Origin of the sequence: Leclercia sp. LSNIH1 (genome assembly GCF_002902985.1) — a bacterium.
GTDB lineage: Bacteria > Pseudomonadota > Gammaproteobacteria > Enterobacterales > Enterobacteriaceae > Enterobacter.
This window is the reverse complement of the sequence record NZ_CP026167.1, coordinates 2,959,747-2,974,735: the sequence shown is the minus strand read 5'-3', so window position 1 is coordinate 2,974,735 and position 14,989 is coordinate 2,959,747. Positions and strand designations below refer to the sequence as shown.

13 protein-coding genes are annotated in these 14,989 nt (G+C 55.0%); 3 read left to right on the top strand and 10 right to left on the bottom strand.

All coding sequences use genetic code 11. From position 1 onward, the window contains the following. Positions 1-2: 2 nt before the first annotated feature. Positions 3-1,403 carry an MFS transporter gene (locus C2U54_RS14800; RefSeq protein ID WP_103179317.1) on the bottom strand — a complete coding sequence of 467 codons (1,401 nt, stop codon included), beginning with the start codon at positions 1,401-1,403 and terminating at the stop codon, positions 3-5. Between the two features lie 236 nt (positions 1,404-1,639). Next, a complete protein-coding gene (ppsA, locus tag C2U54_RS14795) occupies positions 1,640-4,018 on the bottom strand; it encodes a phosphoenolpyruvate synthase (protein WP_103179316.1) in 2,379 nt (792 codons plus the stop codon). 338 nt (positions 4,019-4,356) lie between these two features. Here ppsA and ppsR point away from each other — a divergent pair, with 338 nt between their 5' ends. The 3 genes from ppsR to hemP all read left to right on the top strand — a co-directional run bounded on the left by ppsR (position 4,357) and on the right by hemP (position 6,785). Further along, a complete protein-coding gene (gene ppsR, locus C2U54_RS14790; protein ID WP_103179315.1) occupies positions 4,357-5,190 on the top strand; it encodes a posphoenolpyruvate synthetase regulatory kinase/phosphorylase PpsR in 834 nt (277 codons plus the stop codon). A gap of 153 nt (positions 5,191-5,343) precedes the next feature. Beyond that, a complete protein-coding gene (gene aroH / locus C2U54_RS14785) occupies positions 5,344-6,390 on the top strand; it encodes a 3-deoxy-7-phosphoheptulonate synthase AroH (protein ID WP_103181075.1) in 1,047 nt (348 codons plus the stop codon). A gap of 200 nt (positions 6,391-6,590) precedes the next feature. Continuing rightward, entirely contained in the window at positions 6,591-6,785 is a 195-nt protein-coding gene (hemP, locus tag C2U54_RS14780; protein ID WP_103179314.1) for a hemin uptake protein HemP, read from the top strand. Positions 6,786-6,818: 33 nt separating this feature from the next. Here the strand turns inward: hemP and selO are convergent, their stop codons facing one another. From selO to pheT, 8 genes are all read right to left on the bottom strand, one after another. Continuing rightward, entirely contained in the window at positions 6,819-8,261 is a 1,443-nt protein-coding gene (gene selO / locus C2U54_RS14775) for a protein adenylyltransferase SelO (RefSeq protein WP_103179313.1), read from the bottom strand. 64 nt (positions 8,262-8,325) lie between these two features. Continuing rightward, positions 8,326-9,036, bottom strand: coding sequence for an EAL domain-containing protein (locus C2U54_RS14770; RefSeq protein WP_103179312.1), 711 nt, complete (start codon positions 9,034-9,036; stop codon positions 8,326-8,328). A gap of 285 nt (positions 9,037-9,321) precedes the next feature. Further along, positions 9,322-9,786: an NlpC/P60 family protein gene (locus tag C2U54_RS14765; protein ID WP_103179311.1), complete on the bottom strand. Its 465-nt coding sequence runs from the start codon at positions 9,784-9,786 to the stop codon at positions 9,322-9,324. Between the two features lie 72 nt (positions 9,787-9,858). Further along, positions 9,859-10,614: a vitamin B12 ABC transporter ATP-binding protein BtuD gene (gene btuD / locus C2U54_RS14760; RefSeq protein ID WP_103179310.1), complete on the bottom strand. Its 756-nt coding sequence runs from the start codon at positions 10,612-10,614 to the stop codon at positions 9,859-9,861. Then, entirely contained in the window at positions 10,614-11,165 is a 552-nt protein-coding gene (locus C2U54_RS14755; RefSeq protein ID WP_103179309.1) for a glutathione peroxidase, read from the bottom strand. The genes btuD and C2U54_RS14755 overlap by 1 nt, the downstream gene beginning before the upstream one ends. A gap of 35 nt (positions 11,166-11,200) precedes the next feature. Beyond that, positions 11,201-12,181, bottom strand: a complete 981-nt coding sequence (gene btuC, locus C2U54_RS14750) for a vitamin B12 ABC transporter permease BtuC (protein WP_103179308.1) — start codon at positions 12,179-12,181, stop codon at positions 11,201-11,203. A 101-nt stretch (positions 12,182-12,282) separates the two neighbouring features. After that, positions 12,283-12,582, bottom strand: a complete 300-nt coding sequence (gene ihfA, locus C2U54_RS14745; protein ID WP_006820203.1) for an integration host factor subunit alpha — start codon at positions 12,580-12,582, stop codon at positions 12,283-12,285. Positions 12,583-12,586: 4 nt separating this feature from the next. Beyond that, positions 12,587-14,974 (bottom strand): phenylalanine--tRNA ligase subunit beta, encoded by a 2,388-nt coding sequence (gene pheT, locus C2U54_RS14740; RefSeq protein WP_103179307.1) that lies wholly within the window; start codon positions 14,972-14,974, stop codon positions 12,587-12,589. Positions 14,975-14,989: the final 15 nt, after the last annotated feature.

The following is a 14,989-nucleotide window of genomic DNA, read 5'->3' as shown; positions in this document are numbered from 1 at the left end:
AGTTACTCCTGAGTTGCGGAATGAATTGCCGGGCTGAGGTGCCCTGCCTCGTTACGGGTTTCACGTTTGCTGGCGAGTTCACGCGCAATGGTATCCACCAGTCGGCTGTTGAGCTTGTAGACAGCCAGCAGCAGCACCATGCAAATAAACAGGCCGCAGGGGATCAGGGTGAACAAGGCGTTGATCGTAGAGAGCACGTGCGGGGCCTGGGTGGCCTCTCCCGGCGCGTAATCCACCATCCCCAGCACCCAGCCCACCACGGCACCGCCCAGCGCAAGACCAAATTTGATGGCGAACAGCGCAGTAGAGAACACCAGCCCGTCGAGTCGGCGACCGCTGCGATGCTCTTCGTAGTCCACCACGTCCGAGAACATGGTCCACTGGAGCGGCGTGGTCAGGTTTTGTATGAAGCTGAAGATGATATTCAAACCAAAGATCAGCCAGACCTGGGAAGGCGGAATGAAGAAAATCAGCGCGCCAAAAATAACGAAGGTAATAATGGTCCACTGATAAGCGCGAACCCGGTCAAATTTTCCCAGCAGGCGTTCGGATAATAAGGCACCGCTCAGCGAAGCCACCATCCCAGAGACAATAAAGGCAAAAATCAGTTCGGGGCGCAGCAGAACATATTTCACGTAATACATCGTTGCTGACCCACGCGTGACCACCGCGGTAAGCAGGAGAATATTGAACAGAAAAACGATTCGCCACTGGCTATTTCCGGCCAGCAGTTTTAAATCCGTCAGCATTGAGCCCGAGGTGTCATTACGGGGAGAATAACGTTCGCGGGTCATAAAGAAACAGCAGAAGAATAAGATAATGCCTAATAACCCCATAAGGCTCATGGCATAAAAATAGCCCTTCTGAACGTTATCATTGCCTAAATAAGAGACCAGCGGTAAGGCGATAACCGTGACGATCAGACCGCCGATAAACGACAAACCAAAACGCCAGGATTGCAGGGAGTGGCGCTCGCGCGGATCCAGCGTCAGAGCGCCGGGCATTGCGCAGTAAGGCACGTTAATGGCGGAGTAGATAAGGCTTAAAATAGCGTAGGTTACGCAGGCATAGATAATTTTTGCCGTGGCGCCTACGTCCGGAACATAGAAGGTAATCAGGCAGCTGACGCCAAACGGAATGGCGAACCAGAGCAGCCAGGGGCGGAAACGACCGTGGCGGGTTTGGGTGCGATCGACCAGCGCCCCAATACAGGGATCGACAAAGGCATCCACCACCCTGACGACTAAAAACATGGTACCCATAATGGCCGCAGGCAGGCCAAAAACATCGGTATAAAAGTAGGCCAAAAATAACGTCGCGGTTTGCCAAACCAGCGCGCTGGCCATATCACCTAATCCATAGCCTATTTTATCCTTCGTACTCAATACAGAGGAAATTGTCATTTTTAATGAGCCTTTTTATCAGGTTAAAATTATTTCAACCAGCTGCGCAAGAATCAGATTCGTGCGCATTCGAGGCTCAATTATTAGCAACGCTTTGCCCGCTAACAATTGTCTAAATTAACAGACAAATTATGATATTTAGTTTTTTGATTTATTTGTGATGGAGAGCAAGTCTCAGGGGAAATAAAAAAGGTGAGGATCAATATCCTCACCTTTTATCGTGCATAAGCTGAATGTTACTTTTTCAGTTCGGCCAGGCTCAGCCAGGTTTGTACCACGGTATCCGGGTTGAGGGAGAGACTGTCGATCCCCTCGTCCATCAGCCATGCGGCAAAGTCTTCATGGTCGGACGGGCCCTGACCACAGATACCCACGTACTTACCCTGCTTCTTCGCGGCGCGGATGGCCATCGACAGCAGCGCTTTAACCGCCTCGTTACGCTCATCAAACAGCGCGGAAACCACGCCGGAGTCGCGATCCAGACCCAGCGCCAGCTGCGTCATATCGTTCGAGCCGATAGAGAAGCCGTCGAAGTGTTCCAGGAACTGCTCTGCCAGCAGGGCGTTGGACGGGATCTCACACATCATAATGATTTTGAGCCCGTTCTCGCCGCGCTTCAGCCCCTGACGCGCCAGTTCGTCAATGACCGCTTTCGCCTGATCCACGGTCCGCACGAACGGCACCATGATCTCAACATTGGTCAGCCCCATATCGTTACGCACGCGTTTTACCGCCTCGCACTCCAGGGCAAAACAGTCGCGGAAGCTGTCAGAGACATAACGACCGGCGCCACGGAAGCCCAGCATCGGGTTCTCTTCTTCTGGTTCATAACGCTCGCCGCCCACCAGGTTGGCATATTCGTTAGATTTGAAGTCGGAGAGACGGACGATGACGCGTTTCGGGAAGAATGCCGCACCCAGCGTCGCAATCCCTTCAGTCAGACGGCCAACGTAGAACTCTTTCGGCGAGTCGTAGCCCTTCATCATCTCGCGGATCTCTTTTTGCAGCTTCTGATCCTGGTCGTCGAACTCCAGCAGCGCACGCGGGTGAACCCCGATCATACGGTTGATGATGAACTCCAGTCGCGCCAGGCCAACGCCTTCGTTTGGCAGGCAGGCGAAGTCAAACGCCCGGTCCGGGTTGCCGACGTTCATCATAATCTTCAGCGGCAGATCCGGCATGGTATCCACGCTGGAGCTCTTCACGCTGAAGTCCAGCAGCTCCGCGTAGACATAACCGGTGTCGCCTTCGGCGCAGGAGACGGTGACGTTCTCATCGTCCTTCATACGTTCCGTGGCGTCACCACAGCCGACGACCGCCGGAATACCCAGCTCACGGGCGATGATCGCCGCGTGACAGGTGCGACCGCCACGGTTGGTGACAATTGCCGAGGCCTTTTTCATGATCGGTTCCCAGTCCGGGTCGGTCATGTCTGTTACCAGCACGTCCCCCGGCTGGATACGGTTCATTTCGCTGATGTCATGGATAACCTTCACCGGGCCTGCGCCGATGCGGTGGCCGATGGCACGGCCTTCAGCGATGATTTTGCCCTGGGCATGCAGGGTGTAACGCTCCATCACCTGGCCGCGGGAACGGACGGTTTCCGGACGCGCCTGGACGATGAACAGTTTGCCGGTGTTACCGTCTTTCGCCCATTCGATATCCATCGGACGGCCATAGTGCTTCTCAATCTGCACCGCCTGCTTCGCCAGCTCCTGCACCTCGGCATCGGTCAGCGAGAAGCGGTCGCACTGTTCCTGCGGCACATCTTCAATGCGAACCTGCTTGCCGTGCTCCTGGGTTGGGGCGTAAACCATGCGGATCTTTTTCGACCCCATGGTACGGCGCACGATAGCCGGGCGATCCGCAGCCAGGGTTGGCTTGTGAACATAGAATTCGTCAGGGTTGACGGCACCCTGCACCACCATCTCGCCCAGACCCCAGGCAGAGGTGATAAAGACCACCTGATCGAAACCCGATTCGGTATCAATAGAGAACATCACCCCTGATGAGGCCAGGTCTGAACGCACCATGCGCTGCACGCCCGCCGAGAGCGCAACGCCACGGTGGTCATAACCCTGATGCACGCGATAGGAGATTGCGCGGTCGTTAAACAGGGAGGCAAACACATGTTTTACCGCCACCAGTACCGCATCGTAGCCCTGCACGTTGAGGAAGGTCTCCTGCTGTCCGGCGAAGGAGGCATCTGGCATATCTTCTGCGGTCGCAGAGGAGCGCACGGCAAAGGAGGCCTGCGCATCGTCAGCGGAAAGCTGGTTGTAGGCGTCGTGAATGGCTTTTTCCAGTTCAGGCTGGAAAGGTGTGTCGATGATCCACTGGCGGATCTGAGCCCCGGCTTTTGCAAGCTCGGAGACATCATCAATGTCCGTATTATCCAGTAGTTCGTAAATGCGCTGGTTTACGCCGCTTTGATCCAGAAAATAGTTAAAAGCATCGGCGGTGGTAGCAAATCCATTCGGTACGGAGACACCCATACTGGACAGATTTGTAATCATTTCACCCAGGGAGGCATTTTTGCCTCCAACTCTGTCTACATCATTCATGCCGAGTTGGTTATACCAAAGCACCAGCGGTGACGAGCCATTGTTGGACATCGAAACAATCCTTTTATGATATATGAACGGGTTTTGAGAAGTTCCTTACTGCGTATTTATACTGTCATATTTATTCGCGCTAAAAAAACGGTGAATCGTGTAAGCACATTTATTTTTTAGCTTTTCAGACTCTTCCCGCTTAAATGCTAACCTAATGATTCTTATGGATTCCCACAAAAATACTCAGACTTTAGGGTGATTTTGAAAAATGAAACACCCCTTTCATTTAAATTAAAAATAGCGTTTCATTTTTATTTTCCGGCCTACATTGCCTGTTGTATTTTACTTTTTTAATTTATGCTTTCAGTCAATTACATCTGATATACCGAGTGTGCAAAATGGATAATGCTGTCGATCGCCACGTTTTTTATATTTCCGATGGTACGGCCATCACCGCCGAAGTACTGGGCCACGCAGTCATGTCGCAGTTCCCGGTTTCCATTAACAGCATCACCCTGCCGTTTGTAGAAAACGAGAGCCGCGCCAGAGCGGTGAAAGATCAAATCGATGCCATTTTTCAGCAGACCGGCGTGCGCCCGCTGGTCTTCTATTCGATTGTCATCCCGGAGATTCGCCAGATCATTTTGCAGAGCGAAGGCTTTTGCCAGGATATCGTCCAGGCGCTGGTGGCCCCTCTACAACAGGAGATGAAACTGGACCCCACCCCGGTGGCGCACCGCACCCACGGCCTGAACCCGGCGAACATCATTAAATATGACGCGCGTATCGCCGCCATCGATTACACTCTCGCCCATGACGACGGCATTTCGCTGCGTAATCTCGATCAGGCCCAGGTCATTCTGCTCGGGGTGTCGCGCTGCGGTAAGACCCCTACCAGCCTCTATCTGGCGATGCAGTTCGGGATCCGCGCCGCCAACTACCCCTTCATCGCCGATGACATGGATAATCTGGTGCTTCCGGCAGCGTTAAAACCCCTGCAACATAAGCTGTTTGGTCTGACCATTAACCCGGAACGCCTGGCGGCCATCCGTGAAGAGCGCCGGGAAAACAGCCGCTACGCCTCGATGCGCCAGTGCCGTATGGAGGTGGCTGAAGTCGAAGCCCTGTACCGAAAAAACAATATTCCGTGTCTGAACAGCACCAACTATTCGGTCGAAGAGATCGCCACCAAAATTCTCGATATTATGGGCCTGAATCGCCGCATGTACTAACAGGCTAGTACATTGGTTCATAATCCTTTATACTCGCTCCCCATTACAGGGCACGTCTGTGCCCTGCACTTGAAATCAGCGGGGATTGGTTTAAGGTGATGCCCATCACTTCCCGGTAAGTTACCGATGAAGCACTACATTCTGAGAAATACCATGAATAAAACCGATGAACTGCGCACAGCGCGTATCGATAGCCTGGTGACGCCAGCAGAGCTGGCCCAGCGGTACCCTGTTTCTGCGACAGTAGCCGAACACGTGACAACGTCACGAAAACGTATTGAAAAAATCCTTAATGGGGACGATCGCCGCCTGCTGGTGATTGTCGGTCCCTGCTCTATTCACGACCTCGACGCAGCGATGGACTACGCCCAGCGCCTGAAAGGACTCCGGGATAAACACCAGTCACGACTGGAGATCGTGATGCGTACCTACTTTGAGAAACCGCGCACGGTGGTAGGCTGGAAGGGGCTGATCTCGGACCCCGATTTAAACGGCAGCTACCGGGTCAATCACGGCATCCAGCTGGCACGTAAACTGCTATTGCAGGTCAACGAACTTGGCGTGCCTACCGCCACTGAATTTCTCGATATGGTGACCGGGCAGTTTATTGCCGATCTCATCAGCTGGGGGGCGATTGGCGCCCGTACCACCGAAAGCCAGATCCACCGTGAAATGGCCTCGGCGCTCTCCTGCCCGGTGGGCTTTAAAAACGGCACCGACGGCAATACCCGCATCGCGGTAGATGCCATCCGCGCCGCCCGCGCCAGCCATATGTTCCTGTCGCCGGACAAGAACGGTCAGATGACCATCTATCAGACCAGCGGCAACCCCTACGGCCATATCATTATGCGCGGCGGCAAACAGCCAAACTATCATCCCCAGGATATCGCGGAAGCCTGCGATACCTTGCGCGAGTTCGACCTGCCGGAACAGCTGGTGGTGGATTTCAGCCACGGTAACTGCCAGAAGCAGCACCGTCGCCAGCTCGACGTCTGCGACGAGGTTTGCCAGCAGATCCGCAACGGCTCCAGCGCCATTGCCGGGGTGATGGCCGAAAGTTTCCTGCGAGAAGGTACGCAAAAAGTGGTGGTCGGCCAGCCTGTTACTTACGGACAGTCAATCACCGATCCTTGCCTGAGCTGGGAAGATACTGAAGTGCTGCTGGATAAACTGGCGGCGGCGGTGGACTCACGCTTTTAGCACCTGCGCCGGGTGGCGGCTACGCCTTACCCGGCCTACAAACCCCTACCGTAGGCCCGGTAAGTTAAGCACCACCGGGCTTTTTTTCAGGTCGCATCTCTCAAGCCTCTCACCTTTTCTCACAAAAAGAGTTGCTGGACCGGTCAGTTTATCGATAATGCTTATCAATGTTACATTGATTGCTATTTTAAAAAAATTATATGTCACCTATGGATAACAGTGCAGCAACGCTTACCCGTCATGAAGACAAAACCGCGCCAGCTCCGGAGGCGACCGATCGCCGTATCGACAGTAAACAGCTGCTGGGCGAAGAGGGACGCGTCATCATTGAGCATCATGGTCAGCACTACCTGTTGCGCCAGACACATGCCGGAAAACTCATCCTCACAAAATAATCCCTTCGCTACCGCAGCCGGTATTCTCACGCGTTAGCTTGAGCAACTCACCTCAAGCCGCTTGCCCCAGTCTGGCGGGCGGCTGATATAGTCATCGTTACGGTCAGCAAACGGCGTCCGCAGGGCCTCATGCAGGCGGTGAAGCTCAGCGTAATCGCCTTTTTCGGCCTGCTCGATCGCCCGCTGCGCCAGCCAGTTACGCAGCACCATCGCCGGGTTGACGGCATTCATTTGGGCCTGACGCACATCGTCGGCAACGTTCTCCTGCTGCAGGCGCGCGCGGTAAGACGCAAACCAGTCATCAAAGGCCTGACGGTCGATAAACTCATCGCGTAGCGGCGAAGCGGGGCTCTGCTGCTCGGTTTGCCCCAGCATGCGGAAGGTGCGGGTGTAGTCGCTGCCTTCCCGGGCCATCAGCGCAAACAGGTTATTCAGGATGGTGTTATCGCCCTTCTCCTCGGTCATCAGCCCCAGCTTGCGGCGCATCAGTTTGCCGTATTGCTGCAGGAGCACCTCCTGATAGCCATCCAGCGCGTCGTTGAGCGCCTCAACGTCAATAAACGGCGACAGAGACTGGGCCAGACGCTGCAGGTTCCACAGCCCGACAGCAGGCTGGTTATCAAAGCTGTAACGCCCCTGATAGTCGGAGTGGTTGCAGATATAACCCGGCTGATAGTCATCGAGGAAACCGTATGGGCCATAATCGATAGTCAGCCCGAGAATCGACATGTTATCGGTATTCATTACCCCGTGAGCAAAGCCCACCGTCTGCCAGCTGGCGATCAGGGATGCGGTACGCGCCACCACGTCGCGGAACCAGAGAATGTACTTATCGGCCTCGTCCTGCCACTGCGGCCAGTAGTGACGAATAACAAAATCTGCCAGCTGGCGGACTTTTTCCGGCTCGCGGCGATAGTAGAAGTGTTCAAAATGGCCGAAACGGGCATGGCTCTGGGCAACACGGATCAGCATGGCCCCCTGCTCCATCGTTTCACGCGCGACGGGGGTATCGCTGGTGACAATCGACAGTGCGCGGGTAGTGGGAATGCCCAGGGCATGCATCGCCTCGGAAGCCAGGCTTTCGCGGATGGTGGAGCGCAGCACGGCGCGACCGTCGCCCATACGCGAGTATGGCGTGAGCCCGGCCCCTTTCAGGTGCCAGTCCATCGTTTGGCCATTGGCAAGCTGCTGTTCGCCAAGCAGGATCCCCCGCCCGTCACCCAGTTGTCCGGCCCAGACGCCGAACTGGTGCCCGCTGTAGACTTGCGCCAGCGGCTGCATGCCCGGCAGCAGCGTTTCGCCGCCAAAGACGCCAGCGCCCTGTTCAGGGCGAAAGAGCGAGGCCGGGATTGCCAGTTCGTCTGCCAGCGCCGTGTTATGCCAGATTAGACGGGCATTGTTCAGGGGCGTGGGTTTCAGGGCCGTGTAAAAACCGGGTAGTTCATCATGCCAGTGCGCGGTAAAAGACAGGGTCATAGGTCCTCCTGCTTTTAGTGTAGTGGGTTTGTCAGATGTTAAACACCGGTTAAGACCAAGGTTATCACTGCACCAGGGACGTGATCCGCTCAAGGGGAACGGCAGGCCAGAGGTTGCCCTGCATGGCACTGAAGCCGTAAACCGACAGCCGTTGCAAGGCGATCTCATCATTAACGCCCGCCACCATCAGCGACTGACAGTACGGCGATACCTGGGCAAAGATAGCCCGTAAAAAAGGATCGAAGGTATTTTCAGTAAGATGATTCTGAATGAAATTTTTATCCAGCGCCACGCGTTTAAACATGCCATCAAAAATGGCTTTGGTTGACGCATCCCCGGTTCCGAAATTACCCAACACCAGCGGAAAGCGCAGCGCAAAATTCATTAGCGTGTTATTTAAATTACCTTTATTAAGGTCAGGGTAGTTCTCATAAATGGTGAACTCCAGCCATGGATATCGTTCACATATTGAAACACCTTCGTCTTCTGTTAACAGGTATTCAACGATAACCGGGGAGATATTTATCCAGGCGATGAGCTGTTGCTGAATAAAAAAGAGCTTGCAGGTTTCAAGCAAGGCGAGCTGCTTCTGAAACAGCATCAACTCCTGTACAGGGGTTAGCATAGGCCGCACCAGCTCGGTAGGTATGCGCACCTGGTTGTTAACGCCAACAAAGTTGACGTTTATTTCAAGTCCTTTAAGCGCTCCTGAGTCATGGCGCGCAGGGACTAATAAAAATTCTGTTTGGTACGCAATATCCAGCATCACAATCATGGCATCCGTCCTGATTTAAAGACGATACATGACATCCTGAAACATGTGCTGAAGCAATTCAACCTTATGGGTTTTAATAGGAATAATTTCATTCGTTCCTTTTAATTTTCGGATTTTCCTTAGCCCTGAAATAATCTTATCCTGGTTGCTGCTTAATAGCCAGTTTAGCTTAACTACCAGAATTGCATCAAATTAATTCAGACCTCTGGCCTCCCGGTAAATTAAGCCTTAAAACGAATTTCATTTAAAAATTATGCTGCGTCGCGCCCGCCTGGCGCGACGGGGTTAAATACGCCGGGCTTGCCAGAAATTTTTGCGCCAGTAAACGTTGTTGAGAGACGAACGCATTACACCGCGGCTGGTCGAGGCATGTATAAATTGATTATCGGTATCGTAGATTCCGACATGCAGGCCGCTCTCTCCGGAGCCGGTTTTGAAGAACACCAGATCGCCCGGTAACAGATCGTCTTTATCAATTTCGGTGCCTATAGTTGCCTGCTGGCGCGTTTCTCGCGGCAACTGCAGAGCAAACTTGTCGCGAAACGTCAGCAGGACAAACCCTGAGCAATCCACCCCACCACGGGTCATGCCGCCGTAACGATAAGGCGTGCCTCCCCAGCTATGGAGTTGATCGTTAAGACCGGCAATTACGGCGATAGAATCAGACAGCCGCGCGTTGGGCGGCGGTGCGCGATGGCTGCTGCATCCTGCAAGGAATAGCGCGGCTACCAGGAGAAAACAGAATCGCATTCCCGACGAATCCTCTGATTTTTTGAATTTTCTGTAATTTAGCCTGTGAATATGTCGCTGTGCAACAAGCGGTTATTCCTGTGACGTCGAAATGATCATTCTGTGACCTTCGATGTCCAGGCGGCGGAAAGACATCTCATACGCTTTCGCCAGATTCGGCGGCGTCAGCACGCTGTCACGCGCCCCGCTGGCAATGAGTTGCCCCCGCTTCAGCAGCCAGACGCGATGCGCGTGGCGTAGCGTATGGTTGAGATCGTGGCTGCTCATGACTACCGCAACCCCCTGCTGTGAAAGTGCGCTCAATGCTCTGTCGAGCGCTACCTGCTGGGCCACATCGAGACTGGTCATGGGTTCATCCAGCAGCAGCAGTTGACCGTGGGGATTGCCCTGGGGATGGATTTGCAGGATCACCGCTGCCAGCCGCACACGCTGCCACTCTCCCCCCGAAAGCTGACTGACGTTTCGGGACAGCTTATCTTCAATACCCAGCATCGCTGCCACGTCACTTAACAGCCCCTTTTGCGGGTTGGTATGCTGATGCAGCGTCAGATAGTGCCAGACCGGCATAGCGAACGGCGCAGTTTGCTGCTGTGCCAGATATGCCCTGCGGCAGGCCAGCGAGGCGGGAGACCAGCGCGAAAGGGGTTCCCCCAGTAAGGTAATGTTCCCTTCACCACCGGTTAAACCCGCCATACGGGAGAGCAGCGTGCTTTTCCCGGCACCGTTCGGCCCGACAAGATGAACGATCTCCCCACCATTGACGGTGCTATCGAGCGGGCCCAGCCGCCCTTTCACCGCTACGGCGCTGAGCTGCATCAGGACGGTCATTAGCTGGCCAGCGCCTTTTCAACCGCAGAGGTGATGGCCGGATCGTCTGGCGTCATATCCGGTGAAAAGCGCTGGATCACCTGCCCGTCGCGACCGATCAGGAACTTCTCAAAGTTCCACAGGATGTCCTCCGGTGAGAGCGGCGCGCGGCCTTTGCTGGCCATACGTTCATAAAAACCGCTGCCCTCTGGCGCCACGGCGGTCGGTGCTGCCGCAATCAGCTTCTGATAAACCGGATGGCGGTTCTCACCGTTAACATCCACTTTACTGAACATCGGGAAGGTCACGCCATAGGTTGTGCTGCAGAATGTTTTGATCTCTTCTTCGCTGCCTGGCTCCTGGCCGAGGAACTGATTGCAAGGGAAGCCCAGCACGCTGAACCCCTCTTTTTCCCGCGCCTTTTGCATCGCTTCCAGTTGCTCATACTGGGACGTCAAACCGCATTTAGAGGCCACGTTAACCACCAGCAGCACTTTGCCTTTGTAGCTTTCCAGAGTGGTCTTTTCTCCATCAATGGTCGTCACTTCGGTGTTCAGAATATCGTTCGGCATAACATACCCTCAGGTTGATGTTCAGAGTGGCAGCCTTAGCGGCCCGCTTTTAATAATAGCCAGATAAATACCGGTGCTCCCAGCGTAGCGGTGACAACACCAATCGGCAACTCTGCCGCGGTCAGAGCCAGACGCGCAATGATGTCGGCAATAAGCAGCGTAGCGCCGCCTGTCACGGCCGCAGCAGGCAGCAGCAAGCGATGGTCGGTAATCCCGCACAGACGCAGCATATGGGGGATAACGAGGCCGATAAAGCCGATGGCCCCAGACAGCGCCACACTCACCCCCACCATCCAGCCGATGGCGATCACCAGGATGTTGCGCCAGAAGGTTAGCGGCAGTCCCAGTTGGCGAGCAGAAACTTCGCCCAGCACCAGGATGTTCAGCGGCGCGGCCTGAAAGCAGCCCCAGACGATGGCAGGCACCAGCAGCAACATTAGCCAGCCCTGTTCCCAATTCACGCCACCGAAGCCGCCCATCATCCAGTACATCAGCTGGCGCAAATCAAATGAGGTAGAAAAATAGACCGCCCAGGTCATCAGGGCGCTACAGATGATGCCCAGCGCCACCCCGGCAAGCAACAGACGGCTCACTGAGAGATGACGACGGGCAAAGCGCAACAGAATAAGGGTAATGATGAGTGCCCCGGCAATAGCGCAGAGGCTCAGTTCCCCTCCTGACAGGGCTCCCCCACCCAGCATCACAGCGGCAATCAACCCGACACCCGCCCCGTTCGAAACGCCCAACAGGCCAGGCTCCGCCAGCGGGTTATCAAACAGCGCCTGCATAATTGTCCCGCTTAGCGCCAGCGCAGCGCCCACCAGCACCACGGCCAGCGTGCGCGGCAGGCGGATTTGCCAGATAAAGAGCTCCCCCTGCGGCGTAAACCACGACTGCGGCCCGATCCATTGCTCGCCCGCACAGAGGCTCAGCCCTAGCGCGGTGATCAGCGCCAGCAGCAGTAAGAGCACTTTACGCAGATCGGAACGGTATTGCAGACGGGCAAATTCAGACATTGGAATCATTTTGCGGGAAAAAGATGTAGTTAATTTTACGGTGGGTTTAAAGCAGCGCAAAGAAAAAAGGCCGCTTTCGCGGCCTTTTTAGTTAGATCATCTCACTCTGCTTTGGGTGAAGCGTTTTCGACACGGCTTTTTAACTTCTGGCCGGGTCTGAAGGTCACCACGCGGCGAGCCGTAATGGGAATATCCTCACCCGTCTTCGGGTTACGACCCGGACGTTGATTCTTGTCGCGCAAATCAAAGTTACCAAAGCCGGAGAGTTTCACCTGCTCACCGTTTTCCAGAGCGCGACGGATCTCTTCGAAAAACAGCTCAACCAGCTCTTTGGCATCCCGTTTGCTAAGCCCAAGCTTATCAAACAGATATTCGGACATTTCAGCTTTTGTAAGCGCCATAGGTTCAATCCCTCAATGATGCCTGGAATCGCTCTTTTAATGCCTCTACACATTTGGCAACGGTAGCGGCAATCTCCTCTTCTTCGAGTGTACGGCTGGTATCCTGAAGGATCAGGCTGATAGCCAGGCTCTTAAAGCCCTCTGCCACGCCCTTGCCGCGGTACACGTCAAATAAGTTTACGCCAACTACCTGATTTACGCCAACTTTCTTACATTCGGCCAAAATATCTGCGGCAGGCACATTTTCAGCCACGACAACGGCGATATCACGACGGTTTGCCGGGAAGCGAGAAATCTCCTGAGCCTGAGGAATGACGCGGTCTGCGACCTTGTTCCACTCCAGCTCAAACGCCAGTGTACGGCCATTGAGATCGAGTTTGCGTTCCAGTTCCGGATGCACAACACCAATGAAACCAACGCGTTCACCTTTCAGATAAATCGCGGCACTTTGCCCCGGATGCAGCGCAGGAATAGCTTCAGCACGGAACTCAATTTCAGACAATTTACCGGTAAGTTCCAGTACAGCTTCCAGATCGCCTTTCAGATCGTAATAATCAACGCTGTTTTTACTGAGATCCCAGTGCTCTTCATAGCGGTTGCCGCAGATAGCGCCCGCCAGCATCAGATCCTGACGGATACCCAGGTTCGCCTGAGTGTCCGGCACAAAGCGCAGACCGGTTTCGAAAATGCGTACGCGGCTCTGCTGACGGTTCTGGTTGTAGACGATGGTAGTCAGCAGGCCGGTCAGCAGCGACAGGCGCATCGCGGACATCTCGCTGGAGATTGGGCTTGGCAGGATCAACGCTTCCTGGCCCAGGTGGATCAGCTGCTGCACTTTAGGGTCAACGAAGCTGTAGGTGATCACTTCCTGGTAGCCTTTATCGATCAGCATGGTCTTCACACGCTTCAGAGAGAGGTCAGCTTCACGGTGGGAGCCCATCACCAGGCCAGCCTGTACCGGCTCATCAGGAATATTGTTGTAGCCGTAAACGCGGGCCACCTCTTCCACCAGATCTTCTTCGATCTCCATATCGAAACGCCAGCTTGGCGCAACGGCTGTCCACTGGTCCTGGCCTTCGGTTACTTCACAGCCCAGACGACGCAGAATGTCGCTCACCTGCGCATCGGCAATGTGGTGGCCAATCAGGCGATCCAGTTTGCTGCGGCGCAGGGTGATGGTCGCAGGCTTCGGCAGATGCGCCTCGCTGGTCACGTCAATAACTGGACCGGCTTCGCCACCGCAGATGTCGATCAGCAGGCGGGTAGCGCGCTCCATCGCTTTGTACTGCAGCGCCGGATCGACGCCGCGCTCATAGCGGTGAGAAGCGTCGGTATGCAGGCCGTGACGACGTGCGCGACCGGTAATGGAGAGCGGGCTGAAGAAGGCGCATTCCAGCAGCACGTTCTGGGTTTCATCGTTCACGCCGGAGTGGTCGCCGCCAAAGATCCCGCCCATCGCCAGCGCCTGGCCATGGTCGGCAATCACCAGCGTGTCGGCATTGAGTTTGGCTTCGCTGCCGTCGAGCAGAACCAGGGTCTCGCCCTCTTTCGCCATACGAACCACAATGCCGCCTTCAATGCGATCTTTATCGAACGCGTGCATTGGCTGACCCAGCTCCAGCAGAACGTAGTTGGTCACATCAACCACGGCATCGATGGAGCGGATGCCGCAGCGGCGCAGCTTCTCTTTCATCCACAGCGGAGTAGGCGCCTTAACGTTAATGCCTTTAACCACACGGCCAAGGTAGCGCGGACAGGCCTCTGGTGCGTCAACCTGAATCGATACCGTATCGTTGATGGTGGCAGCAACCGGTGCAATCTCTGGCACGTTCAGTTCGGTCTGGTTCAGCACAGCGACGTCGCGCGCAACGCCGATAATGCCTAAGCAGTCGGCACGGTTCGGCGTCACGCTGATTTCGATGGTGTTGTCATCGAGCTTCAGGTATTCGCACAGGTCGGTACCGATCGGGGCATCTGCTGGCAGCTCAATGATGCCAGAGTGGTCGTCAGAAATACCCAGCTCAGAGTAAGAGCACAGCATGCCTTCAGACGGCTCGCCGCGCAGTTTCGCCGCTTTAATTTTGAAATCGCCAGGCAGTACCGCCCCAACGGTGGCCACGGCTACCTTCAGGCCCTGACGGCAGTTTGGCGCGCCGCAGACGATATCCAGCAGGCGTTCGCCGCCCACGTTCACTTTGGTGACACGCAGTTTGTCTGCATTCGGGTGCTGGCCGCACTCCACCACTTCACCCACAACCACGCCATTAAACGCACCTGCAACCGGCTCAACGCCGTCCACTTCCAGGCCTGCCATGGTGATCTGGTTAGAGAGCGCCTCGCTGTCGAGCGCGGTGTTTACCCATTCGCGTAACCACAGTTCACTGAATTTCATTGTTCTGTCCTGCCC

Coding starts and splice junctions, on each gene's coding strand:
- C2U54_RS14755 (WP_103179309.1), bottom strand. CDS start 11,165: ATGCCGAACGATATTCTGAACACCGAAGTGACGACCATTGATGGAGAA.
- pheT (WP_103179307.1), bottom strand. CDS start 14,974: ATGAAATTCAGTGAACTGTGGTTACGCGAATGGGTAAACACCGCGCTC.
- ppsR (WP_103179315.1), top strand. CDS start 4,357: ATGGATAATGCTGTCGATCGCCACGTTTTTTATATTTCCGATGGTACG.
- ihfA (WP_006820203.1), bottom strand. CDS start 12,582: ATGGCGCTTACAAAAGCTGAAATGTCCGAATATCTGTTTGATAAGCTT.
- hemP (WP_103179314.1), top strand. CDS start 6,591: ATGTCACCTATGGATAACAGTGCAGCAACGCTTACCCGTCATGAAGAC.
- C2U54_RS14770 (WP_103179312.1), bottom strand. CDS start 9,036: ATGATTGTGATGCTGGATATTGCGTACCAAACAGAATTTTTATTAGTC.
- C2U54_RS14765 (WP_103179311.1), bottom strand. CDS start 9,786: ATGCGATTCTGTTTTCTCCTGGTAGCCGCGCTATTCCTTGCAGGATGC.
- ppsA (WP_103179316.1), bottom strand. CDS start 4,018: ATGTCCAACAATGGCTCGTCACCGCTGGTGCTTTGGTATAACCAACTC.
- btuC (WP_103179308.1), bottom strand. CDS start 12,181: ATGTCTGAATTTGCCCGTCTGCAATACCGTTCCGATCTGCGTAAAGTG.
- btuD (WP_103179310.1), bottom strand. CDS start 10,614: ATGACCGTCCTGATGCAGCTCAGCGCCGTAGCGGTGAAAGGGCGGCTG.
- selO (WP_103179313.1), bottom strand. CDS start 8,261: ATGACCCTGTCTTTTACCGCGCACTGGCATGATGAACTACCCGGTTTT.
- C2U54_RS14800 (WP_103179317.1), bottom strand. CDS start 1,403: ATGACAATTTCCTCTGTATTGAGTACGAAGGATAAAATAGGCTATGGA.
- aroH (WP_103181075.1), top strand. CDS start 5,344: ATGAATAAAACCGATGAACTGCGCACAGCGCGTATCGATAGCCTGGTG.